Genomic DNA, 23,035 nt, shown 5'->3' on the forward strand with positions numbered 1-23,035 from the left:
TCAAATGGCAAGAGATATGTACAAACGTCGCCGTTACTGCCGTTTTAGCGCAGAAGGCATCAAAGAAGTTGACTACAAAGACGTAGATCTGTTGAAAGATTTCGTTTCAGAAAACTTCAAAATCATCCCAGCCCGTATGACTGGTACCAAGGCTAAATACCAGCGCCAACTGACAACTGCGGTTAAACGCGCACGTTTCCTGGCCCTGATGCCTTACACAGACAAACACCCAGGTTAATCGGCGGCTTAGGAGAACAACATGCAAGTAATCTTATTGGAAAAAGTAGCAAACCTGGGTTCCCTGGGTGACGTGGTAAAAGTGAAAGACGGTTACGGCCGTAACTTCCTGATCCCACAAGGTAAAGCCAAACGTGCCACTGAAGCGAATAAAGCAGTATTCGCTGCACAACGTGCTGAGCTGGAAAAACAACAAGCTGACCTGTTGGCCGCTGCGCAAGCACGTGGTGAAAAACTGGCTGGTTTTGTACTGACCGTGGCGCAAAAAGCCGGTGTGGATGGCCGTTTGTTCGGTTCCGTGACTAACATGGACATCGCTGAAGGCTTGCAAGCACAAGGTCACGAAGTGAAAAAAGCGGAAGTGCGCTTGCCAAATGGCCCACTGAAGACCATTGGTGACTTCGCTGTGAGCGTGGCGCTGCACCACGACGTGGTTGTAGACATCACTGTGACAGTGACGCCAGAAGCTTAATCAAGCCTCTGGTTGCAGTTCGAGAAAAGGCTACTTCGGTAGCCTTTTTGTTTTTAGCCACAGAGATCACAGAGGACACTGAGAAAAAAACCAAACTCTATATTGGTAAGTTATCCAGTCACTTGATAGAGCGAGCCACAAACTCTGTGATCTCTGTGGCTAAAGTATTTTAATCTTTGATCTCTTCTGAAAGCTCAAAAAGCCAGACTGCTTTTCGGTATAATCGCAAGATGGCTGATGAACAACTCGAATTCTTAAAACTTCCTCCACACTCTATCGAAGCTGAGCAATCCGTACTGGGCGGGCTATTGCTCGACAATGAAGCGCTGGACAAGATTGCCGATATCCTCGCACCACAGGATTTCTATCAGCATGACCACAAGCTCATTTACGAGCATATTGCCAGGCTGATTGAGCGTAACCAGCCTGCCGATATTGTGACCGTGGCAGAATCCCTTGAAAACAGTAATGAGCTCACTACAGTGGGTGGCGTGGCTTACCTGGGCGCACTGGCACAAAATACGCCGACGGCCGCCAATATCCGCCGTTATGCGGAAATCGTGCACGAGCGCTTTGTCATGCGCCAGCTGGTTGCCGTGGGAACTGATATTGCAGAAAGTGCTTACCAGCCTAACGGCCGCGATGCCCAGCAATTGCTGGATGAAGCTGAAGCCAAGATTTTCCAGATTGCCGAAGGTGGTAACCGCAAGAGCCAGGGTTTTCTGGGGATGCAGGTCTTGTTGCCGCAAGTGGCTGACCGCATTGATTACCTGTATTCACGCGAAAACCATTCTGATGTGACCGGGATCCCGACCGGTTTTACCGACTTGGACTCCATGACCTCTGGCCTGCAAGGCGGTGACATGGTGATTATTGCCGGTCGTCCTTCGATGGGTAAAACGGCATTTGCGATTAATATTGCCGAGAACGTGGCGCTGGATACCAATAAAGCCGTGGCGATTTTCTCGATGGAGATGGGCGCGACCCAGTTGACCACGCGTATGATCGGCTCGATTGGCCGCCTGGACCAGCATAAAATGCGTAACGGTAACCTCGAAGATGAGGACTGGGAAAAGCTCACCACGGCGCTGGGTAAACTCAACGAAGCGCCAATTTATATTGACGAAGGCGCGGGCTTAAGCAGCTTTGACGTGCGTGCGCGTGCGCGCCGCTTGCACCGCCAGACCGGTGAACTGGGCCTGATTGTGATCGACTATTTGCAGTTGATGACTTCACCGGCTGGCCGCTCGGGTGAAAACCGTGCGACTGAAATTTCCGAGATCTCGCGTTCTCTCAAGGCGTTAGCTAAAGAATTAAACGTGCCGCTGATTGCGATTTCACAGCTTAACCGTAGTGTGGACCAACGTCCGGACAAGCGTCCAGTCATGAGTGACTTGCGTGAATCGGGCGCGATTGAGCAGGATGCCGACTTGATCATGTTCGTGTACCGGGATGAGTACTACAACCCGGACAGCGCTGAAAAAGGCACTGCCGAAATTATTATCGCCAAGCAGCGTAACGGCCCGATTGGCCGCGTGCGCCTGACCTTTATGGGCGCGCATACCCGCTTTGCTGATTATGCCAATGCGGCATATATGCCAGACGAGTATTAATTCTGCTGGCACGACTATGCGTCCTATTGTCGCCCATATTTCAGAAGCTGCGCTGGCGCATAACCTGGCGCAAGTCAGGCGCTATGCGCCGCAATCTAAAGTCATTGCTGTCGTCAAAGCCAATGCCTATGGCCATGGCCTGCTCAATGCTGCGCATGGCTTGAAGGCGACCGATGCCTTTGCCGTACTCAATATCAGTGAAGCCATTGCGTTGCGTGACGTGGGTTACCAGCATCCGATTTTGTTACTGGAAGGTATTTTCTCAGCAGAAGAAATGGCGCTGGTTGACCAGTACCATTTGGATATCGTGGTCTCACATCAAGCCCAGTTGGCCTGGGTACTTGAAAGCCGCCCCAATATTCCGCTGCGGGTATTCCTTAAACTGGATAGCGGCATGCATCGCTTGGGCTTTCAGCCAACCCATTACAGCCAAGCATTACAGCAATTGGCCAGTTCTGCGAATGTGCGGGAAGTGATCCTCATGACACATTTCGCCAACGCGGATGTGGATGATGGCACGGATGCGGCCATGCAGGTGGTGGGGCAAATGATGCCCACACCCTATGCGCGTTCGCTGGCAAATTCTGCGGCCATTGTGCAGCAGCCACATACCCATGCAGACTGGGTGCGTCCTGGCATTATGCTGTATGGTGCCACGCCTGTCGCTGAGAAACCGGCCAGCAGCCTGGGGCTGAAACCGGTGATGACCTTGCAGTCAGGTTTGATTGCCGTGCAGGAGATTTCTGCGGGAGAAAGTGTAGGGTATGGCAGTTTGTTTACCGCGGACAAACCGACCCGTGTAGGCATTGTGGCTTGTGGATATGCGGATGGTTATCCGCGCCATGCACCAACGGGGACGCCTATTGCCGTCGCAGGCCGTTTAACCCGTACGCTAGGCCGGGTTTCCATGGATATGCTAGCGGTCGATATTACCGATATTCCAGAGGCTGCCATCGGTAGTCCTGTGGAGTTATGGGGTGAGCAAGTGCCTGTAGATGACGTGGCGCAGGCTAGCGGCACCATCGGTTATGAATTGTTATGTGCCGTCACGGCCAGGGTGCCTTTTAAAATTCATGGCTAAACCAAAAACACAATATACCTGTACCGAGTGTGGTGCCGTTGAGCCTAAATGGCAAGGGCAATGCCCGAGTTGCCATGCGTGGAACACCCTGGTTGAGACCGTGCCTGAAACTGCCACGCAAAGTCGTTTTGCCAGCCTGGCGCCGACGGCACAATTGCAAAAACTAGCAGATGTTGAAGCACAAGATGTCTCGCGCCAGGCAACGGGGATTACCGAATTTGACCGCGTACTGGGCGGGGGGCTGGTGGCTGGTGGCGTCGTGCTGATAGGCGGCGATCCCGGCATTGGTAAATCTACCTTGTTATTGCAAACCGTCTGTAAGGTCTCGCAATCACTCAAAGCGTTTTATATCAGTGGCGAGGAGTCTGCGCAGCAGATTGCCATGCGTGCGCAACGGCTTGGCCTAGATGCGAGCAAAGTGGATGTGTTGGCCGAAATCAACCTGGAAAAAATCAGCCATGTGCTGCAACATCATCAACCTGATGTCGTGGTGATTGACTCTATCCAGACCATGTACTCCGAAGCCTTACAGTCAGCACCCGGCTCTGTGGCGCAAGTGCGTGAATGCAGCGCGCAATTAACACGGATTGCCAAGCAGTTGGGTATCAGCATGATCCTGGTCGGTCATGTCACTAAAGAAGGCTCGCTGGCTGGCCCGCGCGTACTGGAGCATATTGTTGACAGCGTACTCTACTTTGAAGGTGACCAGAATTCGAGTTTCAGGCTGATCCGCGCGTTTAAAAACCGGTTTGGTGCGGTGAATGAACTGGGCGTGTTCGCCATGACAGAAAAGGGCTTGCGTGAAGTCAGCAATCCTTCGGCCTTGTTTTTATCGCATCATGAGTCACCTGTGCCTGGCTCCTGTATTACGGTCACCCAAGAGGGCACGCGGCCTTTACTGGTTGAGATTCAGGCGCTGGTAGATACGGCGCATGCGCCTAATCCCAAACGGTTATGCGTGGGGTTGGAGCAAAACCGGCTGGCCATGTTGTTGGCAGTGTTGCATCGGCATGCCGGTGTCGCCTGTTATGACCAGGATGTCTTTATCAATGCCGTCGGCGGCGTGAAAATCAGTGAGCCTGCCGTGGATTTGGCGGTATTGCTGGCGATTGTATCATCTCTCAAGAACAAACCTTTGCCTGGCAAGCTGATTGTATTTGGCGAAGTGGGGTTGGCGGGAGAGGTGCGTCCGGTTCAGCGCGGCCAGGAGCGGCTAAAGGAAGCGGCAAAACTGGGCTTTACCCATGCCATCATCCCCAAAGCCAACGCGCCTAAAGGCGGTATCACCGGTTTGCATATTGATGCGGTTGACCGGCTGGAGCAAGCGATAGACGTGCTACGCACATAAAAAAATGGCAACGATAGATGGGAGTCCTATCGTTGCCTAAGGATGAGGTTGCCCAGAAGAGGGTAGGCAACCACAGGTAAGCGGGTTTAAATACTGCTTGGTGTTAAAAAAACTCGTTTTGTTTAGGGTTGTCAGTGCTTAACTTTTCCAGATTCCTCGCAGTTCTTTCTTTTTCGGGCTGGGTGATCTCTTCAGCCGCTAATTTCTCCTGACAAGCACGCAACGCCTCATTATCACTAGCCAGACGTATACATTCCGCTTGTTTGCCTAGTTGTTTGAGGATGCGTACTTTTTCACCTGTCAGGTTTGCGTAATCTTCTGTGGGTAACATGTCTGAAGCCAAGATTGACATGTGGACTAGCAAGCCGGTGGCCATGATGGTCGCATATTTCATGCTTCACTCCCTTCAATCAATCACAATGAAAATAGTATAAAAAAGCTGGGATGGACTGTCAGTTACAAATGCGAGGCATTTTGTAGGCATTTGTAGCGAGTCCGATACAGAGACTAAACCAATAGCGTGGTGGTTATTTTAATTGCTATAAAAGTAATTGTCATAAAAACTTCATGCAACTATTGCTTAGATTGGCAGGCCAAATAGAAGTCAGATACACAAAAATATGACAATAAGATGACGAAATGTATTAAAAGGAGAAAAAATAATGAAAAAAATGATTTTTCTTTTGCCATTCTTGATGACTGCCTGTGCCAGCGTCAGTCCGCAACAATATACGGGGCAGAACGGTAAAACAGGCTATACCCTGACGTGCAGTGAATTCAATACCACTTGGGATCAATGCCAGCGCAAAGCAGGTGAGCTATGTAGCGCTGGGTATGAGTTAGATAACAGACTGTCTTACAAAGAAACTTTCCCGGATAGTGGGGATGGTATTTACAGACCAGCCAATAATCACTTGGCTGTCGTGTGTAAAGGTTAACTAGATACCGACGGCTTGTCGTTAAGCCAGTAAGCGGCCAATGGCTTGTGCAGCGGCTTGACCACTGCGGACCGCACTTTCTATTGTCGCCGGATAGGGGCTGTCAACATAGTCGCCAGCTAGTAAGACACGTGCGTTTACGGTTTGATAGCTGGGTCGTTTCATGGCCGGATGACAGGTAAAAGTCGCCCGTTTTTCGGTAATGACTTGGGACCACAGCGGCTGCTCAGGTAGCTTGACGCCATGGCTGGCGAGCGCAAGATTGATCTCGGTCAGGCAGTGCGTGATTAATGTGGATTTGTCCATCTCGAACCGCGCGTGTGCGCTGATGACGACGGCAAGTAAGCCGGCTTGGTTGCAGCATTGACCGCGATCAAACACCCATTGTGCCCAGCCATCACACAACCCTATAAAGGCATGTGGTAATCGCACCTGATCGTTGAATTGCAGGTAAATGGTGGTGATTGGCTGATAGTCCCACTGCGGTAAGGTCGGCGCGCCGGCGACGGTTTTCAATTGGTGCGGTCCGACCGCAATCACTACGGCATCAAAGGCTTCTGGTTGCGCATGCGTCACCTTACAACCCTGTTCAAAAGGTTGGATCGCCGTGATAGGGGTCCGTAACCGGAGTTGAACGCCACGCGTTTCTAAATGTGCGATCAGCGGCTGAATCAAGGCCTGCGACAAATCTGATTTAGCCACTAAAAAGTCGCTGTCCTGGCGGCGATACTGAAAGCTATCCCGTAACACATTTAAAAATACCTGTGCACTGGCGCGGGCCAGTGGTGTGTTTAACGCGGCCAGGCATAAGGGCTCCCACAAGGTTTTGATCAGCAACGGTGTTTGCTGCGCTTGCGTCAGCAAAGTGGAGACCGGCATATCTTGTGCCAGCGTAAAACGTTGTTTTTGTAATTGCCGCATCCAGCTGGTCGCGCGCCATTTGCTGCCCCAATCCAGACCGCGTGCTGTGATCAATCCCCATAGCAGATGAAGTGGGGCGGGAAGCCAGCGCGGGGTCACCAGCGAGATGGATTGATTGCCATGATGCATATGTAATGCCAGTGGCAAGCGTGTGAACACCTGCGCAGGATCAATGCCTGCCTCATCTAATAATGCGAGCGTGGCATGATAAGCACCAAGGCAGAGATGTTGACCGTTATCCAAGGTCGCTGACGCATGTGAGACGCTACGTGCGCGGCCGCCCGCTTGCGGAGCGGCCTCAAACACGCAGACTTGGTGGCCTTGCTGGCTCAGCCGTAAAGCGGCAGACAAACCAGCCAGCCCTGCCCCGATGATGGCCACGCGACGTGGCCTGGCGGTTGTTCTAAAAACTGGCGAGGTTTCTTGACCAGGCTTGGATAACACTGCACTCATGAGCGGCGGAATTTAAACCAGGCGCTTAGCGCCAATTTAAGCTTTCTAAATGGCGGTAAGGCTATTTTATGCGTGAGTACCAGATTAGGATCTTGTTTGATCTCTTGCAATAGCGTTCGGTAAATGGCGGCCATCATCAAACCGGGTAGCTGTGCCTTTTGATCTTCTGGCGGTAATTGCTTGAGCGCTTTGTCATAAAACAACTCAGCGCGTGCAATCTGCTTGAGCAGCAAGGCTTGGGTTTGAGCGGTGGCTTCACTGTTTAGGAGTTGCTGTTCAGTCACCTGTGCACGTTCCAGTTCATCCAGCGGAATATAAATTCGCCCCCGGCGGGCATCCTCGCCGACATCGCGGATAATATTGGTGAGTTGGAACGCCATCCCAAGATCATGCGCATACTGTAAAGTATCCGCATTTTTAAAGCCAAAAATTTGCGCTGACAGCAAGCCGACCACACTGGCTACACGGTAACAGTACAAGCCTAGCTGTTCAAAATCCGCATAGCGATTGTATTGCGTGTCCATTTGCATGCCATCGATGATTTCAATGAAATGGGTTTCTTGCAAGCCATAGGTTTTGATGACGGGCTGCAAGGCCTGAGTCACAGGATGTTGCGGCGTGGCATGGAACAACCGTTCAATTTCCTGTTTCCACCAGCCCAACTTGGTTTGGGCGATCTGGTAATCGGTACACTCATCGACCACATCATCCACTTCGCGGCAAAAAGCATAGAGTACCGTCATCGCTTCGCGTTTGGCTTTGGGCAAAAAGGCAAAGCTTAACGTGAAGCTGGAACCGCTTTCACGGGTTTTTTGCAGGCAATATTGTTGCGGTGTCATTGTTTAAACAGGGCTTTCAGCAAAATCAGTGGCCAATCATAGGCTTTTAAGGTGGGGCGATGATGATAGATATCGCCACGGCAGGATTTTAATTTATGCGCGATACGTTCGCCACCTGCAATCATCATGCGTAGCTCAAACCCGATTCTGCCAGGCAGGGCTCTCCCCAACGGCTTGCCTGACTTTAATAGGCGCTCTGCCCGCAATACTTGTGTCAAAAAGAACTGTTGCCAGCCGCTGTCCAGACGTTGTGAACGCAAATCCTGCTCACTGATGCCAGCGACATGCATTTCTTCCTGGCTCAAGTAAATACGCCCGGCCTCGCCATGCTTTTGCAGATCCAAGGCAATATCCTGGTAAAAATTGATCAATTGCAGGGCGGTGCATATGTGGTCAGACCATTCCCGATGTTGGGCAGTGTCACTGCCATAGAGCTGCAACATCAGGCGTCCGACCGGATTGGCCGAGCGGCGGCAGTAGTCCAGTACCTCATCAAAGTTGCGGTAACGGGTTTTCACCACATCCTGCTTAAAAGCGTCGATCAGGTCTATCAAGAGTTGTACATCCAACTGATGCGAACGTATCACCGTTTGCAAGGCATGGAACAACGGCATTGCGGGCTGGATATAAGCTTGAATCAATAATAGCTCGTCTTCATAGACTTGAAGCGCTTGCAAGCGCGCTGTTTCGCTGGCCTGGCCTTCATCTGCAATATCGTCTGCCTCGCGTGCAAACTGGTAAATCACCGTGACCGCATGACGTAGAGGTGCCGGAAGCAGTAGGGAGGCGACCGGAAAGTTTTCATAGTGCGTGTGCGCTAGGGTGAGGCTGGGTTGCGGCTGGGCGGGCTTGGAAAAGGCTTGCATGGCTTAAGTATGCCATAAATCCATGATACGCTTATGCCTTGCAGATGAACAATCATAAAGAGAACGTATGTTAGGTATTATTGGGGGCACTGGGCTCACCGCACTGGATAATTTGAATATTTCTAAGCGCCTGATTGTGCGCACGCCGTATGGCGAACCCTCGCAGCCACTGGTGTTTGGCGAAATCAACGGCAAGGAAGTCGTGTTCCTGGCACGTCATGGCGGCGGCCATACCATTCCGCCGCATGCGGTCAATTACCGCGCCAACCTGTGGGCTTTGCATTCAGTCGGGGTGTGCGATTTGCTGGCGGTTGCCACTGTTGGCGGCATTACGCGTAACCTGATCCCTGGCGATATTGTGTTACCAAACCAGATTCTGGACTATACCTATGGCCGCAATAATACGTATCACGACGGCATAGAGTTGCCGGTGCGGCATGTAGACTTTACGCAGCCTTATTCGCAAGCCATGCGTGAGCGTTGCCTCAAAGCAGCTGCCGATGTCGGTTATAGCCTGGTGGATGGCGGGGTCTATGCCTGCGTACAAGGCCCGCGGCTGGAGACGGCGGCAGAGATAGACCGCTATGAACGCGATGGTGCCACGATTGTCGGGATGACAGGCATGCCGGAAGCGGTGCTGGCGCGTGAACTTGGCGTGTCTTATGCGGCGATCTGCCCTGTCGCCAACTTTGCCGCTGGCCGTGGAGATAGTACGCAATCCATCCAGTTTGAGCAGGTGATGCCCTTGCTCCAGCAAACCATGGATAAAGTGCGCATGGTCATTGCGCAGTACTTGTCTGATAATGATTGTGCCGCCGGTTAAACCTGAGGAATCAGCATGGCAGTGAAACCAGTATTACGCATGGGGGAGCCGCTGTTATACCGTGTGGCGGATAAGGTCACGGAGTTTGATACGCCTGCCTTACATGACTTGATTCAGGATATGCATGACACCATGTCGCACATGCAAGGCGCGGGGATTGCCGCGCCGCAAATCGGGGTCAGTTTGCAAGTCGTGATGTTTGGTGTAGGCGCCAATCCACGTTATCCAGGGGCTGAAGCCGTGCCTTTTACCATTTTGATCAATCCGGAACTCACGCCGGTGGATCCTGCGGAAGAGGAGGGCTGGGAAGGTTGCCTGTCTGTACCAGGAATGCGTGGCCTCGTGCCGCGCTACCAGCATCTGCATTACAGGGGGTTTGATCCGCAAGGCAATGTCATTGACCGTACGGTAAGCGGCTTTCATGCACGCGTGGTTCAGCATGAATGCGACCACTTATTTGGGGTGCTTTACCCCATGCGCATCCGTGATCTGACAAAATTTGGCTTTAATGATGTACTTTTTCCTGGAATAACGCTTCCAGATGACTGATTGTTTGCTATAATGCGCGCTTTCGGGAAGAGTGGCAGAGCGGTTTAATGCAACAGTCTTGAAAACTGTCGAGGGTTAACGCCCTCCGTGAGTTCGAATCTCACCTCTTCCGCCAGACATGAAATGCCGCAGTTTTGCGGCATTTCTATTTGCAGTTTTTAAATTCACATTAAGGAACCGTCATGGCTCAAATCATCATCGACAGCAACCCATCCCAAGAGAAACTCAAAGAGCTGGGCGTCTCCAGCTGGAACATCTGGGATTGCCCACCTTCAAAATTCCCACTGGACTTCACCATGACAGAAAAAGCTTACGTGCTGGAAGGTGAATTCAAAGTAACGCCTGCAGGCGGCGAGACTGTTACCATCAAAGCGGGTGACTATGTAGAGTTTCCAAAAGGCCTGAAATCCCAGTGGGAAGTGGTTAAGCAATTGAAAAAACACTACAAACACTTTTAATCAGAAGTTTTATTTAAATATTCAATAAAAAACCCTGTCGATTTGGCAGGGTTTTTTATTTGATGTAACCGCCGGGCGGGTGCTATGGCAAATTGTTACTTAGTGGGGCTGATCTTTTTGGATATTTTAGTATTCCATACACAACAAATAATTACTCCAAGTAAAAGCAACTCAACTGCTTTTGATTCAGGAACAGCAGTAACTCGATAACTTAAATTATCAAGTGCAAATTGAAGACCATTGTTAGCCACAAAAGGCCCATTAGACACTCCACCAAAAGAATGAAATTTAATTTGATTAACATTTTTCCAATTAAGAGTGACTAAAGTCGGAGCTTCTCTCGAGGTTATGAGCAAAATTGAATTGGTTTGAAAGCCATTTAGGTATCCTGTGACTTCAATATTAAGTTCATTCCGCCATGCCGCCGTAATATAAAACGAGTTTAAGGTGAAGGAGTCATTTAAATATGAACTTATATATGCATCGAAACCGGAATCATTAAAAGCCACCGCTGATGAGCTGACTACGCCACTCTCATATCCACTTTTTGGTAGGGAGAAACTGGTGAAGCCAGAGGGGCTTTCGTAATACACCGTAGATGTCCTAAATTTGACACCATCTATGACGGAAAAATTACTCCAATTCAGACCTGCATAATTATATGGAACTGATACTGATCCATATATATTTGCATCTAGGTCATCGAAATTTACAAGAGTAGCTGCGGCATTCGCTAGACTAGAGTGCAACGTAACGCAATATAACGATAACAACTTAAATTTTTTTAAAAGCTTATTCATAGTTTCTGAGAACCTAACAATTTAGTAGTAAGTTAAAAATAATTTTCTCTAAGCATTCTCACTTAAATTAGTTACAATTTTTCAATAATTTTCTAATCTTAGCATATAAAAACTTGTGACTTTTATATAGATTTTATTTTTCGCTAGGCCAAAAGGGCTATTGCCATAATTTTGGTGGCTCTATAGAATTAATTTAAAATCAATTAATTATCAGGATGAGGTTAGTTATGAAGCTCACTACAATGATTGCGACGGCCGCTTTTGTATTCTCTTCCGGTGCTTACGCTGGGCTCAATGCAAGCACCGTGACATCTACATACTACGCTAATGGTGGAGCGTATTTATTTGGAAACCCAACGACCACATTTAATGTGTCAGGAACCTCAGAAAAGCTGGTGTTCGATTCTTTTGATATCACAGTCACTGATAACAAGATCACTTATAACTTTCTTAAAGACACTTACTTTGACTACTCCGCCGAGTCTTACTCAAATAATGGGATATCAATCAACAATGGTAACTTGCTGAGTTTCGCTGGTGCCGACGCAATTACTAGCGTGACTTATGATTCGAAGTCTTTCACAGATATTGGCCTTGGATTAACTTTTAATGCAAACCAAGTTGGTCTCAATTGGGAAAATGTTTCTTTCAAGGCTGGTTCAACAGTGGTTTTGAATTTGGTCACAGTCCCAGTTCCCGAGCCTGAAAATTTTGCATTGTTGCTGGCAGGGCTGGGATTAATTGCTTTGCGTCGCCGTCAATCATAAGATTGAGCGCTTAAACAAAAAGCCCTTGGCAAAAATGCCAAGGGCTTTTTGTTGTGATAATGTGACGTTAGAGGGCGTTTAACGCTAATCCGAGGTCATTTAGTGTTGCTTCATCTAAGACTGCGCCATGGCAATTAGAGATTAAGAAGCTATCTTCTACACGGTTGCCTAGCGTGTTAATTTTTGCATTGTGCAAGGCAATACCATGTTGCTGGAAGATTAATGCCATGCTGGCGAGTAATCCCGGCCGGTCATTGGCGATAATATCCAGTTGCTGCAAGTGTTCTGCTGCGTTTTGAGGATGAGGAACAGGTTTAAAACTGACCTGGGTCGTAATCGGCATGTGTTTAACTTGCCGGCTGACACGGCCGCGAATTGGGGTGAGTGGTTCGGTGTTCTGCAGCTCTGCGTTGAGGCCTTGCTCAATATGCTTCAATAAACCGTTATAGCTGATCTGGCGAGTGTCGGGCTCCAACACAATAAAATTATCCAAGGCATAGCCGTGCGCAGTGGTGTAAATTTTGGCCTGCACAATGTTGTATTGCATGCTGTCAAAAAAATGGCAGATGCGGGCAAAAATTTGTTTTTGGTCGCGGCTGTAAATCATTACCTGTATGCCATCCCCCTTCGGGCTGAGTCTGGCCCGCACAATCGCTTGTTCTGTACGCAGATGTGGAATCAGCAAGCGGCTTTGCCAGGCGATTTCATCGCTGTCAAACCGGCTGAAATAGCCGTTGCCGAAAGCTTGCCACAGTGCAGCGACCGAGGGCTCTTTCAGGTTAAAGCTACTCAGTTTTTGCAAGACCTCTTGCTTACGCAAGCTGAGCTGGGCTTCGGTATCCAGGGATTGCTGCAGGACGCGGCGCGTCTGTAAAAACAGGCTTTCCAGCAGCTTGGCTTTCCACGCATTCCATACATTCGGGCTGGTACCGCGGATATCTGCGACGGTCAGTAAGTATAAGGCTGTCAGTCTGTATTCAGTGCCCACCAGGCGCGCAAAGTTTTCAATAACATCCGGGTCGGATAAATCACTTTTTTGCGCGGTACTGGAGAGTTTCAGGTGGGCCTCTACCAGCCAGGCAACCAGTTCGGTATCGGCTTTGGGTAAGCCATGTTGCTTGCAGAAGCGGCGTGCGTCCAGCGTGCCGAGCAGGGAGTGATCACCCCCCCGGCCTTTGGCAATATCATGAAAAATGGCTGCCAGATACAATAAATGCGGTTGGCTAAATTCATTAAACAGTTGGCTACATAATGGAAACTCATGGCGCAAGTCTGGCTTGGCAAACCGCCTGAGGTTGCGTAAAACGTTCAGCGTATGTTCATCTACAGTATAGACATGAAACAGGTCATGCTGCATTTGGGCGATGACGCGGCCAAATACCGGGATGTAACGACCCAGGATGCCATAACGGTTCATGCGCCTCAGGCTGCGATGCACGCCTTCACGGCTTTTCAGAATCTGTAAAAACAAGGCCTTGTGGTTGGCTTGCTGCCGGAATTGGTGATTGATCAGGGGTTGGGCCACCTGCAATGCGCGCACCAGTGGCGCACTAAATCCTGTAATTTCCGGGTATTGCTGCAAGAGTTGAAAACATTGCAGGATCGTTTCTGGTTTACGTTGAAACAGGTCTGGATCGTTTGCACTCAGCAGGCCTTGTGACAGCGTGAAGTCGGCGGTGAGTACTTGCGCTGGCGTTTGTTCAGGATGAATTCGTGCATGAAGTAATTTGAGCAGCACTTCATTTTCAATAATGATGGCCTTGGCGCTGCTGTAGAAGCCTTGCATCAATTGTTCGCTGGCCCGTTTTTGCGGGGTCGTCACATACCCCATTTGTTCGGCGAGCGTGTTTTGAAAATCAAATACCAGGCGGTCTTCCCGCCGTTTAGCCATCAGATGCAAGCGGATGCGCAGGTTTTGCAGCAAGCGCTCGTGCTTTTTTATTTGCATCGCTTCATGCCGACTTAATAATCCTGACTGGGCAAGGGCTGCCCAATCATTACCCAAGCCCTGGCTTTGCGCGACCCAGAGGATCATATGCAAATCCCTGAGCCCGCCCGGGCTCTCTTTGATATTCGGCTCCAGGTTATAAGCCGTGTCATGAAATTTGGCATGACGGATTTGTTGCTCACGCAGTTTTTCGGCGAAAAAACGGGGTTGATCCAGCGCTGCATGCAGCGACTGCACCAGGGACTTAAACATTTGCCTGTCGCCAGTGAGCCAGCGTGCTTCAAGCAAGTTGGTCATGATGGTGACATCCAGCTGCGCCTCGTTCAGGCACTCTTGCAGATTACGCACACTGTGGCCAATATTCAGGCCGATATCCCACAAGCTGCCTATCAATGACTCCACCAGTGCTTGTAACGCAGAATCGCTGTTTTCCGGCATCAGAATCAGGAGGTCTATGTCCGAGTAGGGGAACATATCGCCACGGCCATATCCGCCTACGGCAATCAAGGAGGCGGAATCAGGTAAGGCGTAGGCCTGCCAGATTTGTTTGAGGAGATGATCTAGGGCACGCGTGTGTTGTTGTAGCAGTGTTTTGGCCTGGGGCTTGGCGAGATAGGCATCGGCCAATTGTTGGCGGGTCAGTTGCAGTGACTCCCGCCACTGTTTGAGTTGTTCTTTGCCAATAACTGTCATGCGCGAGTGACCATCGACATGCCTGCGTTAGACGGTGGGCCGGGCGGGTGTACCCGCAGAGATGGTCATGATTTCAAAGCCTTCTTCAGTGACGAGTACGGTATGCTCCCATTGTGCAGATAGGCTGCGGTCCTTGGTGACTACGGTCCAGCCATCCGGCATGAATTTGATGTCACGGCGGCCAGCGTTAATCATGGGTTCAATGGTGAAAATCATGCCGGGTTTGAGTGTCAAGCCAGCACCTGGTTTGCCATAATGCAAGACTTGGGGTTCGCAGTGGAATTTTTTGCCGATCCCATGCCCGCAGAATTCACGCACAATACTGTAGCCATTTTTTTCTGCAAATGACTGAATGGCGTAGCCAATATCACCCAAGGTATTGCCTGGTTTAACCTTTTCAATGCCGCGCCACATTGCCTGGTAGGTGAGGTCACACAGCCGTTTGGCCTGCGGGGAGACGCTCCCGACCATAAACATACGTGAAGTATCGCCGTGATAGCCGTCTTTGATGACCGTGATATCAAGATTAACGATGTCGCCGGTTTTTAGTTCTTTTTCGCTGGGGACGCCATGGCAGATTTGCTGGTTAATCGAGGTGCAAATAGACTTGGGGTAGGGGGTATGGCCATCCGGGGCATAGTTTAGCGGGGCAGGAATCGCTTGCTGCACATTGACAATGTAATCATGACAAAGCTGGTCCAGTTTATTGGTGGTCACCCCTGCGACCACAAACGGTGTGATGTAATCGAGCACTTCAGAGGCCAGGCGGCCAGCGACGCGCATTTTTTCAATCTCTTCGGGGGTATGCAGAACAATTGCCATATCAGGTGTGACCGCTCTTACGTTCATCCGTTGCCCTGGCGGACGACAGAATTATTAACTAAAACATCATTCTAACATAGACGCATAGTAGTCATGATGTTTGGCCTGCCTTGCTAAAGAAACGCTGAGGCGTGACGTTAATAGGGTTAAGTCATAAAAGAAACTGACTGGCATTCGTGTAATTGATCCCGACATGGCACTTGATTGCAATGATTTATACTCGGGCATGATTTTAGTTGGAGTACCCTTATGGTGACACTCACCGAAGCAAGAGCCAACCGCACGGTTAAAGACTGGGTGGCTTTTTTTAAGGCGGCAGAGATACCTGTTTTACGGCAGACTGCCAGAGAGATTGCTCAATTGCAGGCGCGCGAGGATGAAACCGGTGCGCGTGATATTACCCGCGTGGTGATCAACGATCCGCTTATGATGTTTAAGGTATTGGCTTATGCCAATAATCATCGTAGCCGCCACCAGTTGCAAGACCTGGTGCAGGTGGAGCAAGCGATTATCATGATGGGTACCGGGACATTTTTCGCGCAAATTCCGACCGTCCCGCATGTTGAAGACGTGTTGCATGAGCATATGTCAGCCTTGATTGATTTACTCAAGTTGATGATACGCGCGCATCGGTCGGGCTATTTTGCCGCAGAATTTGCCGCGCATTTGATGGATTTGCACGCAGAAGAAGTCAGGGTGGCAGCCTCGCTACATGATTTTGCCGAAATGCTTATGTGGTGCTTCAATCCTGATGCGATGGGTGAAATCAGTCAGCGTCAGGCGGCAGATAAAACCTTGCGCAGCCGGGTGGTGCAACAAGAGGTGCTAGGCTTCCGATTGCTGGAGTTGCAGGCCGAGCTGGTGCAGGTATTTAATTTGCCGCCGTTGCTCAGCGACCTGATGGATGAAGCGCGCGCCGACCTCCCCAGAGTGCGTAATGTGAAACTGGCCGTCAATTTGGCCAGACATTCTGCCGATGGTTGGGATAATGCCGCCTTGCCTGATGATTACAAAGACATCGCTGACTTATTGCATGTGGATGTAGAGCGCGTCAAACATATCGTCGGCGTGCCATCCCATTAATTAGGGCGGTTTATTTGCCTGCAATCAGCCGTTCATGCTGTTGCGCCAGCAAGTCAGTGATCGCTTGGTGCAGGCGGTCTATCACTTGTTCCCAGGATTCATCATCGCCTTGCCTGAACAGGCGCATGCCTGGGTACCACGGACTATCTTCGCGCTGTTGTAACCAGCGGAAGTGAGGATATTCTGGCAGCAGTAACCATACTTGCTTGCCCAGCGCAGCGGCCAAATGGGCGACTGCCGTGTCCACCGAAATGACCAAATCCATTTGCATGATCAGCCCTGCAGTGGCGGTGAAATCAGTTAATTCAGGGTGATGGCATTCCAGCATGGGAAAACGCTTGAGCATGATATGGTCTTCACGCCGGAATTCTTTTTGCAAGCTGTGCCACTCGACTTCCATATTCAGTAGCGGCGCCATGAGAAACAGCGGGATACTGCGCAAGTGATCATATTTGTTTGACGCGTCCCCACACCAGTTGAGGCCGATCCGCAAACGCCGCCCTGGGCCAAGCAATTGTTGCCAGGGTTCTGTGTGGCGGGGTTGTACGCCCAGATAAGGCAAGTTGGCCGGAATCGTATCTACAAGCGTGTTAAACACCGCTGGTAAGTTCAGCATGGGGCAGAAAACATCAAAATGCGGCATGCTATGCCCATCTTGCCGCACGACGAGTATCGTCACGTCATGTGCCCAATATTCATTCAATAGCTCAAATAAAGCATCCGGGACGGCCAATACCAGGTGGTTAGGCTTACAAGCCTGAACCATTGGCAGGTAGCGGCAATATTGCAGCGTATCACTTAAGGATTGCTCAGCCCAGATCAGGATCGTTTTGCCCACCAGTGAGCCAGAGGATGGCCATAACCGGGTTAAATCCGGCCTAAATTTATCCTGCAGCACCTGAAAACGTGCAGCATACATGGGCCAGCCCGATTCATATTCCCCACGCGCCAGTTTTAGCATACTCATGGTATAGCGGGCTTGCGCATGATTGGGCGCCAATTTTAGGGCAGTTTCCAGGCAAGGGTAAGCTTCTTCATGCTGCCTGTTCTCATACAGCGCCAAACCCAGGTGACACTGTGCTGCAGCATAACCAGGATTGAGCTGCAGGGCCTGGCGGAAATCGGCAATGGCCGCAGTATATTTGCCGAGCTGGCATAACACGACTCCGCGGTTGTTATAGGGCAAGGGGAGGTTAGGTTGAAAGCGGATGGCCTCATCAAAACTGAGTAAAGCCTCTTGTGGCTTACCCTGCGATTGCAAGATGAGCGCACGTTGATGATAAGCATCGGCAAAGTCAGGCTGGATGCGGATAGCCTGGTTCATACATTGTAACGCTTCGTCCATTTGTTGCAATTGCATGCACAAGGCGCCCAGGCGGTAGTGAAAATGTACGTGCTCGGGGTGTGCAGCCACCGCCTGCCTCAAGACATTGGCGGCTGGTTCGATCTGCTGTAATTGCAGCATGAGGTCGGTGCACTCGCTAAAGGCATTGATATGCTGTGCATCCAGCTTGATCGCCGTCCGCAGACGCAAAATGGCTTCCTGGGCGCGGCCCAGGTTTTTAAGTGCACGGGCATCCAGGTAGTAGAGCTGGGATTGTTTGGCATCAAGGGCAATGGCTTGCTTGTAGCACTCATGTGCCGCCTTGAACTGTTGGGTGCGCATATGCAAGTTGGCCAGCTGTACACGAAGCTCCAGCAAATCTGGCCGCAGACTGATCGCTTGCAGCAAATATTGCTCAGCCGCATGAAACTCCTGGTTTTGCAGCATCAGGCCTGCCAGCTTTTGATAGGCATCCCACTTTTGCGGATCCGCAGCAATCAGTTTCAGCAGTTTTGCAATGGCTTCATTTTTCATGGGATAACTTGCAACACTTCAAACGATTGCGGATGACCTTAAATGGATGGATGGCGGATTAAGGTACAATAAGCAGCTGTCAGCGTCAACGACCTGAATGTCATTCACCCCCAGAAAGGAAACACAATGCTGATCAAACTGATCATGTACGGCCTGTTGTTATGGTTGGCCATTTGGGGCTATCGCCAGTATCAGCAGCCCACTACACGTGTCAGCGTCGGCATGAAAGCCCCTGCATTCAGCCTGCCAGATGCGCAAGGAAATATGCGCAAACTCACTGAATGGCAGGGCAAATGGGTGGTCCTGTATTTTTATCCCAAAGACGATACCCCAGGCTGCACGCGTGAAGCCTGCCAATTCAGGGATGATATCCAGCAGATTCACGCACTCGGGGCTGAAGTCGTGGGCATCAGTGTCGATACGGTTGCCAGTCATGCCGCATTTGCGCAAAAGCACAGATTATCTTTTCCGTTGCTGGCTGATAGTAGCGGTCAGGTCGCAGAAGCCTATGGCGCCTTATTCAACCTCGTTGTATTTCAAGCTGCCAAACGCATGACCTTTATTATTGACCCCCAAGGCGTCGTTGCCGAGGCCTACAGCAATGTCAATCCAGACGGGCATAGCGAAGCCATCATCCGTGACCTCAAACGCCTCTCGGCTTTCTAATGAACATGACCATGCAAGCTCTTTCCCTGATCGTCGCCCATGCAGATAACCGTGTCATCGGCCACAATAATCAATTGCCTTGGCATTTGCCCGAGGACCTAAAGCGTTTCAAACAACTGACCATGGGACATCACATCATCATGGGCCGCAAAACCTATGAATCACTGGGACGGTTGTTGCCTGGGCGTACGACCGTGATCGTGACGCGTGATACTGAATATGCCGTTGAAGGCGCCAAAGTCGTACATTCACTGCCACAAGCGCTTGCAGCCTGTGCTGGTGATGACGAGCCATTCCTAATTGGCGGAGCAGAGATGTATGCGCAAGGATTGCCTTATGTTACAAGGCTATACATTACGCGTGTCTATGCACATGTCGGCGGGGATGCATTTTTTCCGGAAATTGAGATGCATGATTGGGAGCTCGTGACTGAGGATGGTCACGTGTCGGTCAATGGATTGCATTACAGCGATATGGTTTATCAGCGACGCTGATAAACACAATTTATTGTATTAATTGATGGACAAAAGATAAAGGTCCTTCTTTAAAGCATGTTTAATCTTAGTTGAAGGTAGTCGAGATTCTCCTCATTCAGGCATAGTGTGAGCAGAGTATGTGCTGCGTCTGCGCAAGCAGCGAGTCAAGTGGTAAGTCGTCATTCCGGCGGAGGCCAGGATCCAGATCAGGTGAATGCTTAGCTGAATCAAGAGTGACTGCCACACTGCAATTCTTAGATGTTTTTGGGAAATCCACATTCCTTTTTCGCCTGTTGGCGAGTTCGAGTTGCTTTTCTTTGCTTGAGCAGGTTATGGTTTACTTTTGAGTGTGCTCTCCAGATGGAGGTGGTCTTTATTTCGCCTTCAGGCGACCATTCTTTCTTATGCTTGTCCATAAGAAAGAAGGCAAAGAACAAGACACCCTAGCTTCCGCTTGTTCCCTGCGTTGCTCACCAAAATAAGCGCTTGCAGAACTCATCCTAGCGGCCTGCACAAAACGCAGGCCACCGCGGGATTCGGACAGCCGCTCGCTTCATCTTATTTTGCCTGCGCTACTCGGCGCGGCAGATAGGGGCCCGAAAACCCCATGAGCGCCACATTTTGCGAATTAAAGAAACGACTAGTGTTTTTCAGCCGCGCAGTTTCACGAATATAAGTTTGGCGAGATGAATCCCATCCCATCACGCTGAGTAGCGCAGGCGAAGTGGGAGTTTTCGGCCATCGGCTGTTTGAGTTCCGCAACAAGCCACGAAGTATGTGGCTTGTCAGGGCGAGTTTCGATGGCTGCCCGCTTTGCCGAGCAACGCAAGGGAGCCGAAGGCCGTGATGGTTGGGTGCCCTCTTCTTTGGTTACTTTCTGTGGGGCAAGCAACAGAAAGTAACTCGCCGAGAGGCGAAACATAACACTGCATAAAATAGCAAAGGTAACCATTAAGTTGCCTTTGCTGAAGCTCAGTAAAAAAATATGTGAGTGAAACTAAAAATTTAATCTTCCTGCTTCACACAGTCGACGTAATACACGGCTTTACCATCCACGACTTGCTTCACCAAACCATGGTTGTCCGTCTCAAAGCCCGGAAATTTCTCGTTAAACTCTCGCGCAAACTTGAGGTAGTTCACAATGACCTTGTTAAAGCGTTCACCTGGAATCAGCAAGGGAATACCCGGCGGGTAGGGCGTTAACAGCACGGCTGTCACGCGGCCTTCCAGTTCATCAATGGCCACACGCTCAATTTTGCGGTGCGCCATTTTCGAGAACGCATCGGTCGGCTTCATGGCAGGCACCATGTCAGACAAATACATTTCTGTGGTCAGGCGGGCGACGTCGTTGGCTTTATAGACTTCGTGAATTTGTGTGCACAAGTCTTGTAGGCCAACACGCTCATAGCGGGGGTGTTTCTGCACAAATTCTGGCAGCACTTTCCATAGGGGCTGGTTCTTGTCGTAGTCGTCCTTAAACTGTTGTAGCGCGGCCACCATGGTGTTCCACCGGCCTTTGGTAATGCCGATGGTGAACATGATGAAGAATGAGTAGAGGCCGGTTTTCTCAACAATCACGCCGTGTTCAGCCAGGTATTTGGTGACGATGGCTGCGGGGATGCCGAACTCCTCTGAGAATTCGCCATCTACATCCAGTCCTGGCGTGATGATGGTGGCCTTGATCGGGTCTAGCATGTTGAAGCCTTCGGCCAGGTTGCCGAAGCCGTGCCAGCGTTCATTGGCTTTGAGCATCCACGCATCACGTTCTTCGAGGCCGTCTTCTGACAAATCTGTCGGTCCCCAGACTTTAAACCACCAGTCGGTGCCCCATTCTTCGTCGACCTTGCGCATGGCACGGCGGAAGTCTAACGCTTCTTTGAGGGATTCTTCTACCAGGGCCGTGCCGCCTGGGGCTTCCATCATTGCCGCGGCCACGTCGCAGCTGGCAATAATCGAATATTGCGGGCTGGTGGAGGTGTGCATCAAATAGGCTTCGTTGAACACGTCACGGTCCAGGCGGTTCTGGTCTGCATCCTGCACCAGAATCTGCGAGGCCTGGCTCAGGCCTGCCAGCAGTTTGTGTGTAGACTGGGTAGAGAACACCATAGATTCTTTACAGCGTGGGCGGTCGGCGCCAATCGCATGATAGTCACCGTAGAAGTCATGGAAGGTCGCATGTGGCAACCAGGCTTCATCAAAGTGCAGGGTGTCTATCTTGCCATCCAGCATTTCCTTGATTTCTTCCACGTTATACAACACGCCATCATAGGTGGATTGCGTGATGGTCAATACGCGTGGTTTGGCGTTTTTGTCGGTGGCAAAAGGGTTGCGCTCGATTTTTTTCTGGATATTTTCCCAGGCAAACTCGCTTTTCGGAATCGGGCCGATAATGCCAAAGTGGTTACGCGTTGGCATCAGGAATACCGGCACCGCCCCGGTCATGATGATGGAGTGCAATACGGATTTATGGCAGTTACGGTCAACCACCACAATGTCACCAGGCGCGACGGTGGAGTTCCAGACGATCTTGTTCGAGGTCGAGGTGCCGTTAGTGACAAAATAGAGGTGATCACAGTTGTAAATGCGCGCAGCGTTACGCTCAGAGGCGGCCACCGGGCCGGTATGATCCAGCAATTGACCGAGCTCATCAACGGCGTTACAGACGTCTGCACGCAGCATGTTCTCGCCAAAAAACTGGTGGAACATCTGGCCGACCGGTGATTTCAGGAACGCGACGCCGCCGGAGTGACCGGGGCAGTGCCAGGAGTAGGAACCATCAGCCGCGTAATGCGTCAGCGCCTTGAAGAAGGGCGGTGGCAGGCTATCCAGATAGGCTTTCGCTTCGCGGATAATCAGGCGCGCCACAAACTCTGGCGTGTCTTCATTCATATGAATAAACCCGTGCAGTTCACGCAGCACATCGTTGGGGATGTGGCGGCTAGTGCGGGTTTCGCCGTGCAAAAAGATAGGAATTTCTTCGTTGCGGTAACGGATTTCTTGCACAAAGTTACGCAGTTGCTCGATGGCTTCTGGTTTCTCTTCAACGATTTCCTCATCATCAATCGACAGGATAAAGGCTGAGGCCCGGCTTTGCTGTTGGGCAAATGAAGTCAAGTCACCATAGCTGGTCACACCAAGCACTTCCAGACCTTCGTCTTCGATCGCTTTGGCCAATACCCTGATGCCCAGGCCAGACGAGTTTTCCGAGCGGAAATCTTCGTCAATAATCACAATGGGAAATCTAAATTTCATAGAGGAATCCTTTTACCGCTTAAGACACAGAGGCACAGGGAAAGCCTGCGCTTAACCCTGTGCCTCTGCCGT

At 50.5% G+C, this 23,035-nt stretch carries 22 protein-coding genes and 1 tRNA gene; 14 read left to right on the forward strand and 9 right to left on the reverse strand.

All coding sequences use genetic code 11. The features are described 5' to 3' along the window. Nucleotides 1–4 precede the first annotated feature (4 nt). The 5 genes from rpsR (at nucleotide 5) to radA (ending at nucleotide 4,751) form a co-directional block, all read left to right on the forward strand. On the forward strand, nucleotides 5–238 hold the full coding sequence (gene rpsR / locus ACIDF8_RS04565) for a 30S ribosomal protein S18 (RefSeq protein ID WP_024929836.1): 234 nt from the start codon (nucleotides 5–7) through the stop codon (nucleotides 236–238). 21 nt (nucleotides 239–259) lie between these two features. Then, nucleotides 260–709 (forward strand): 50S ribosomal protein L9, encoded by a 450-nt coding sequence (gene rplI / locus ACIDF8_RS04570; protein ID WP_194748038.1) that lies wholly within the window; start codon nucleotides 260–262, stop codon nucleotides 707–709. 230 nt (nucleotides 710–939) lie between these two features. Then, nucleotides 940–2,322: a replicative DNA helicase gene (dnaB, locus tag ACIDF8_RS04575; RefSeq protein ID WP_018985608.1), complete on the forward strand. Its 1,383-nt coding sequence runs from the start codon at nucleotides 940–942 to the stop codon at nucleotides 2,320–2,322. Between the two features lie 16 nt (nucleotides 2,323–2,338). Next, nucleotides 2,339–3,403, forward strand: coding sequence for an alanine racemase (alr, locus tag ACIDF8_RS04580; RefSeq protein WP_412009407.1), 1,065 nt, complete (start codon nucleotides 2,339–2,341; stop codon nucleotides 3,401–3,403). Beyond that, a complete protein-coding gene (radA, locus tag ACIDF8_RS04585; protein ID WP_412009408.1) occupies nucleotides 3,396–4,751 on the forward strand; it encodes a DNA repair protein RadA in 1,356 nt (451 codons plus the stop codon). Before alr ends, radA begins: the two co-directional genes overlap by 8 nt. Before the next feature lie 103 nt (nucleotides 4,752–4,854). On the opposite strand, the gene ACIDF8_RS04590 is transcribed toward radA, so the two are convergent. After that, nucleotides 4,855–5,145, reverse strand: coding sequence for a hypothetical protein (locus tag ACIDF8_RS04590; protein ID WP_412009409.1), 291 nt, complete (start codon nucleotides 5,143–5,145; stop codon nucleotides 4,855–4,857). A 268-nt stretch (nucleotides 5,146–5,413) separates the two neighbouring features. On the opposite strand from ACIDF8_RS04590, the gene ACIDF8_RS04595 reads away from it, so the two are divergent. Continuing rightward, nucleotides 5,414–5,689, forward strand: coding sequence for a hypothetical protein (locus ACIDF8_RS04595; protein ID WP_412009410.1), 276 nt, complete (start codon nucleotides 5,414–5,416; stop codon nucleotides 5,687–5,689). 21 nt (nucleotides 5,690–5,710) lie between these two features. Here ACIDF8_RS04595 and hpnE read toward each other — a convergent pair whose 3' ends face one another. From hpnE to hpnC, 3 genes are read right to left on the reverse strand one after another with little or no spacing between them, the layout of a single operon-like run. After that, on the reverse strand, nucleotides 5,711–7,063 hold the full coding sequence (gene hpnE, locus ACIDF8_RS04600; protein WP_412009411.1) for a hydroxysqualene dehydroxylase HpnE: 1,353 nt from the start codon (nucleotides 7,061–7,063) through the stop codon (nucleotides 5,711–5,713). Beyond that, on the reverse strand, nucleotides 7,060–7,902 hold the full coding sequence (gene hpnD / locus ACIDF8_RS04605) for a presqualene diphosphate synthase HpnD (protein ID WP_412009412.1): 843 nt from the start codon (nucleotides 7,900–7,902) through the stop codon (nucleotides 7,060–7,062). Before hpnD ends, hpnE begins: the two co-directional genes overlap by 4 nt. Continuing rightward, nucleotides 7,899–8,768 (reverse strand): squalene synthase HpnC, encoded by an 870-nt coding sequence (gene hpnC / locus ACIDF8_RS04610; RefSeq protein ID WP_412009413.1) that lies wholly within the window; start codon nucleotides 8,766–8,768, stop codon nucleotides 7,899–7,901. The genes hpnD and hpnC overlap by 4 nt, the downstream gene beginning before the upstream one ends. Nucleotides 8,769–8,835: 67 nt before the next feature. Between hpnC and ACIDF8_RS04615 the strand changes: the two genes are divergently transcribed. The 4 genes from ACIDF8_RS04615 (at nucleotide 8,836) to ACIDF8_RS04630 (ending at nucleotide 10,598) form a co-directional block, all read left to right on the forward strand. After that, on the forward strand, nucleotides 8,836–9,591 hold the full coding sequence (locus ACIDF8_RS04615; protein ID WP_412009414.1) for an S-methyl-5'-thioinosine phosphorylase: 756 nt from the start codon (nucleotides 8,836–8,838) through the stop codon (nucleotides 9,589–9,591). Between the two features lie 15 nt (nucleotides 9,592–9,606). After that, entirely contained in the window at nucleotides 9,607–10,140 is a 534-nt protein-coding gene (gene def / locus ACIDF8_RS04620) for a peptide deformylase (RefSeq protein WP_412009415.1), read from the forward strand. A 25-nt stretch (nucleotides 10,141–10,165) separates the two neighbouring features. Further along, a tRNA-Ser gene (locus ACIDF8_RS04625) sits at nucleotides 10,166–10,255 on the forward strand. Between the two features lie 67 nt (nucleotides 10,256–10,322). Continuing rightward, on the forward strand, nucleotides 10,323–10,598 hold the full coding sequence (locus ACIDF8_RS04630; protein WP_412009416.1) for a cupin domain-containing protein: 276 nt from the start codon (nucleotides 10,323–10,325) through the stop codon (nucleotides 10,596–10,598). Nucleotides 10,599–10,693: 95 nt separating this feature from the next. On the opposite strand, the gene ACIDF8_RS04635 is transcribed toward ACIDF8_RS04630, so the two are convergent. Beyond that, nucleotides 10,694–11,398, reverse strand: coding sequence for a hypothetical protein (locus ACIDF8_RS04635; protein WP_412009417.1), 705 nt, complete (start codon nucleotides 11,396–11,398; stop codon nucleotides 10,694–10,696). 227 nt (nucleotides 11,399–11,625) lie between these two features. Between ACIDF8_RS04635 and ACIDF8_RS04640 the strand changes: the two genes are divergently transcribed. After that, nucleotides 11,626–12,165 carry a PEP-CTERM sorting domain-containing protein gene (locus ACIDF8_RS04640; protein ID WP_412009418.1) on the forward strand — a complete coding sequence of 180 codons (540 nt, stop codon included), beginning with the start codon at nucleotides 11,626–11,628 and terminating at the stop codon, nucleotides 12,163–12,165. A gap of 67 nt (nucleotides 12,166–12,232) precedes the next feature. Here the strand turns inward: ACIDF8_RS04640 and ACIDF8_RS04645 are convergent, their stop codons facing one another. Then, nucleotides 12,233–14,806, reverse strand: coding sequence for a [protein-PII] uridylyltransferase (locus ACIDF8_RS04645; RefSeq protein WP_412009419.1), 2,574 nt, complete (start codon nucleotides 14,804–14,806; stop codon nucleotides 12,233–12,235). A 27-nt stretch (nucleotides 14,807–14,833) separates the two neighbouring features. Then, entirely contained in the window at nucleotides 14,834–15,628 is a 795-nt protein-coding gene (map, locus tag ACIDF8_RS04650; protein ID WP_412009420.1) for a type I methionyl aminopeptidase, read from the reverse strand. Between the two features lie 249 nt (nucleotides 15,629–15,877). Here map and ACIDF8_RS04655 point away from each other — a divergent pair, with 249 nt between their 5' ends. Beyond that, entirely contained in the window at nucleotides 15,878–16,711 is an 834-nt protein-coding gene (locus tag ACIDF8_RS04655; RefSeq protein WP_412009421.1) for an HDOD domain-containing protein, read from the forward strand. Nucleotides 16,712–16,721: 10 nt separating this feature from the next. Here the strand turns inward: ACIDF8_RS04655 and ACIDF8_RS04660 are convergent, their stop codons facing one another. After that, on the reverse strand, nucleotides 16,722–18,569 hold the full coding sequence (locus tag ACIDF8_RS04660; protein WP_412009422.1) for a tetratricopeptide repeat protein: 1,848 nt from the start codon (nucleotides 18,567–18,569) through the stop codon (nucleotides 16,722–16,724). 126 nt (nucleotides 18,570–18,695) lie between these two features. On the opposite strand from ACIDF8_RS04660, the gene ACIDF8_RS04665 reads away from it, so the two are divergent. Both ACIDF8_RS04665 and ACIDF8_RS04670 read left to right on the forward strand, forming a co-directional pair. Beyond that, nucleotides 18,696–19,235, forward strand: a complete 540-nt coding sequence (locus tag ACIDF8_RS04665) for a peroxiredoxin (protein WP_412009423.1) — start codon at nucleotides 18,696–18,698, stop codon at nucleotides 19,233–19,235. An 11-nt stretch (nucleotides 19,236–19,246) separates the two neighbouring features. After that, nucleotides 19,247–19,729, forward strand: a complete 483-nt coding sequence (locus ACIDF8_RS04670) for a dihydrofolate reductase (protein WP_412009424.1) — start codon at nucleotides 19,247–19,249, stop codon at nucleotides 19,727–19,729. A 987-nt stretch (nucleotides 19,730–20,716) separates the two neighbouring features. Here ACIDF8_RS04670 and ACIDF8_RS04675 read toward each other — a convergent pair. Continuing rightward, nucleotides 20,717–22,963, reverse strand: a complete 2,247-nt coding sequence (locus ACIDF8_RS04675; RefSeq protein ID WP_412009425.1) for an Orn/Lys/Arg decarboxylase N-terminal domain-containing protein — start codon at nucleotides 22,961–22,963, stop codon at nucleotides 20,717–20,719. Between the last annotated feature and the right edge of the window lie 72 nt (nucleotides 22,964–23,035).

It is taken from the genome of Methylophilus sp. 3sh_L (assembly GCF_046766015.1).
In the GTDB taxonomy this organism is placed as follows: Bacteria; Pseudomonadota; Gammaproteobacteria; order Burkholderiales; family Methylophilaceae; genus Methylophilus.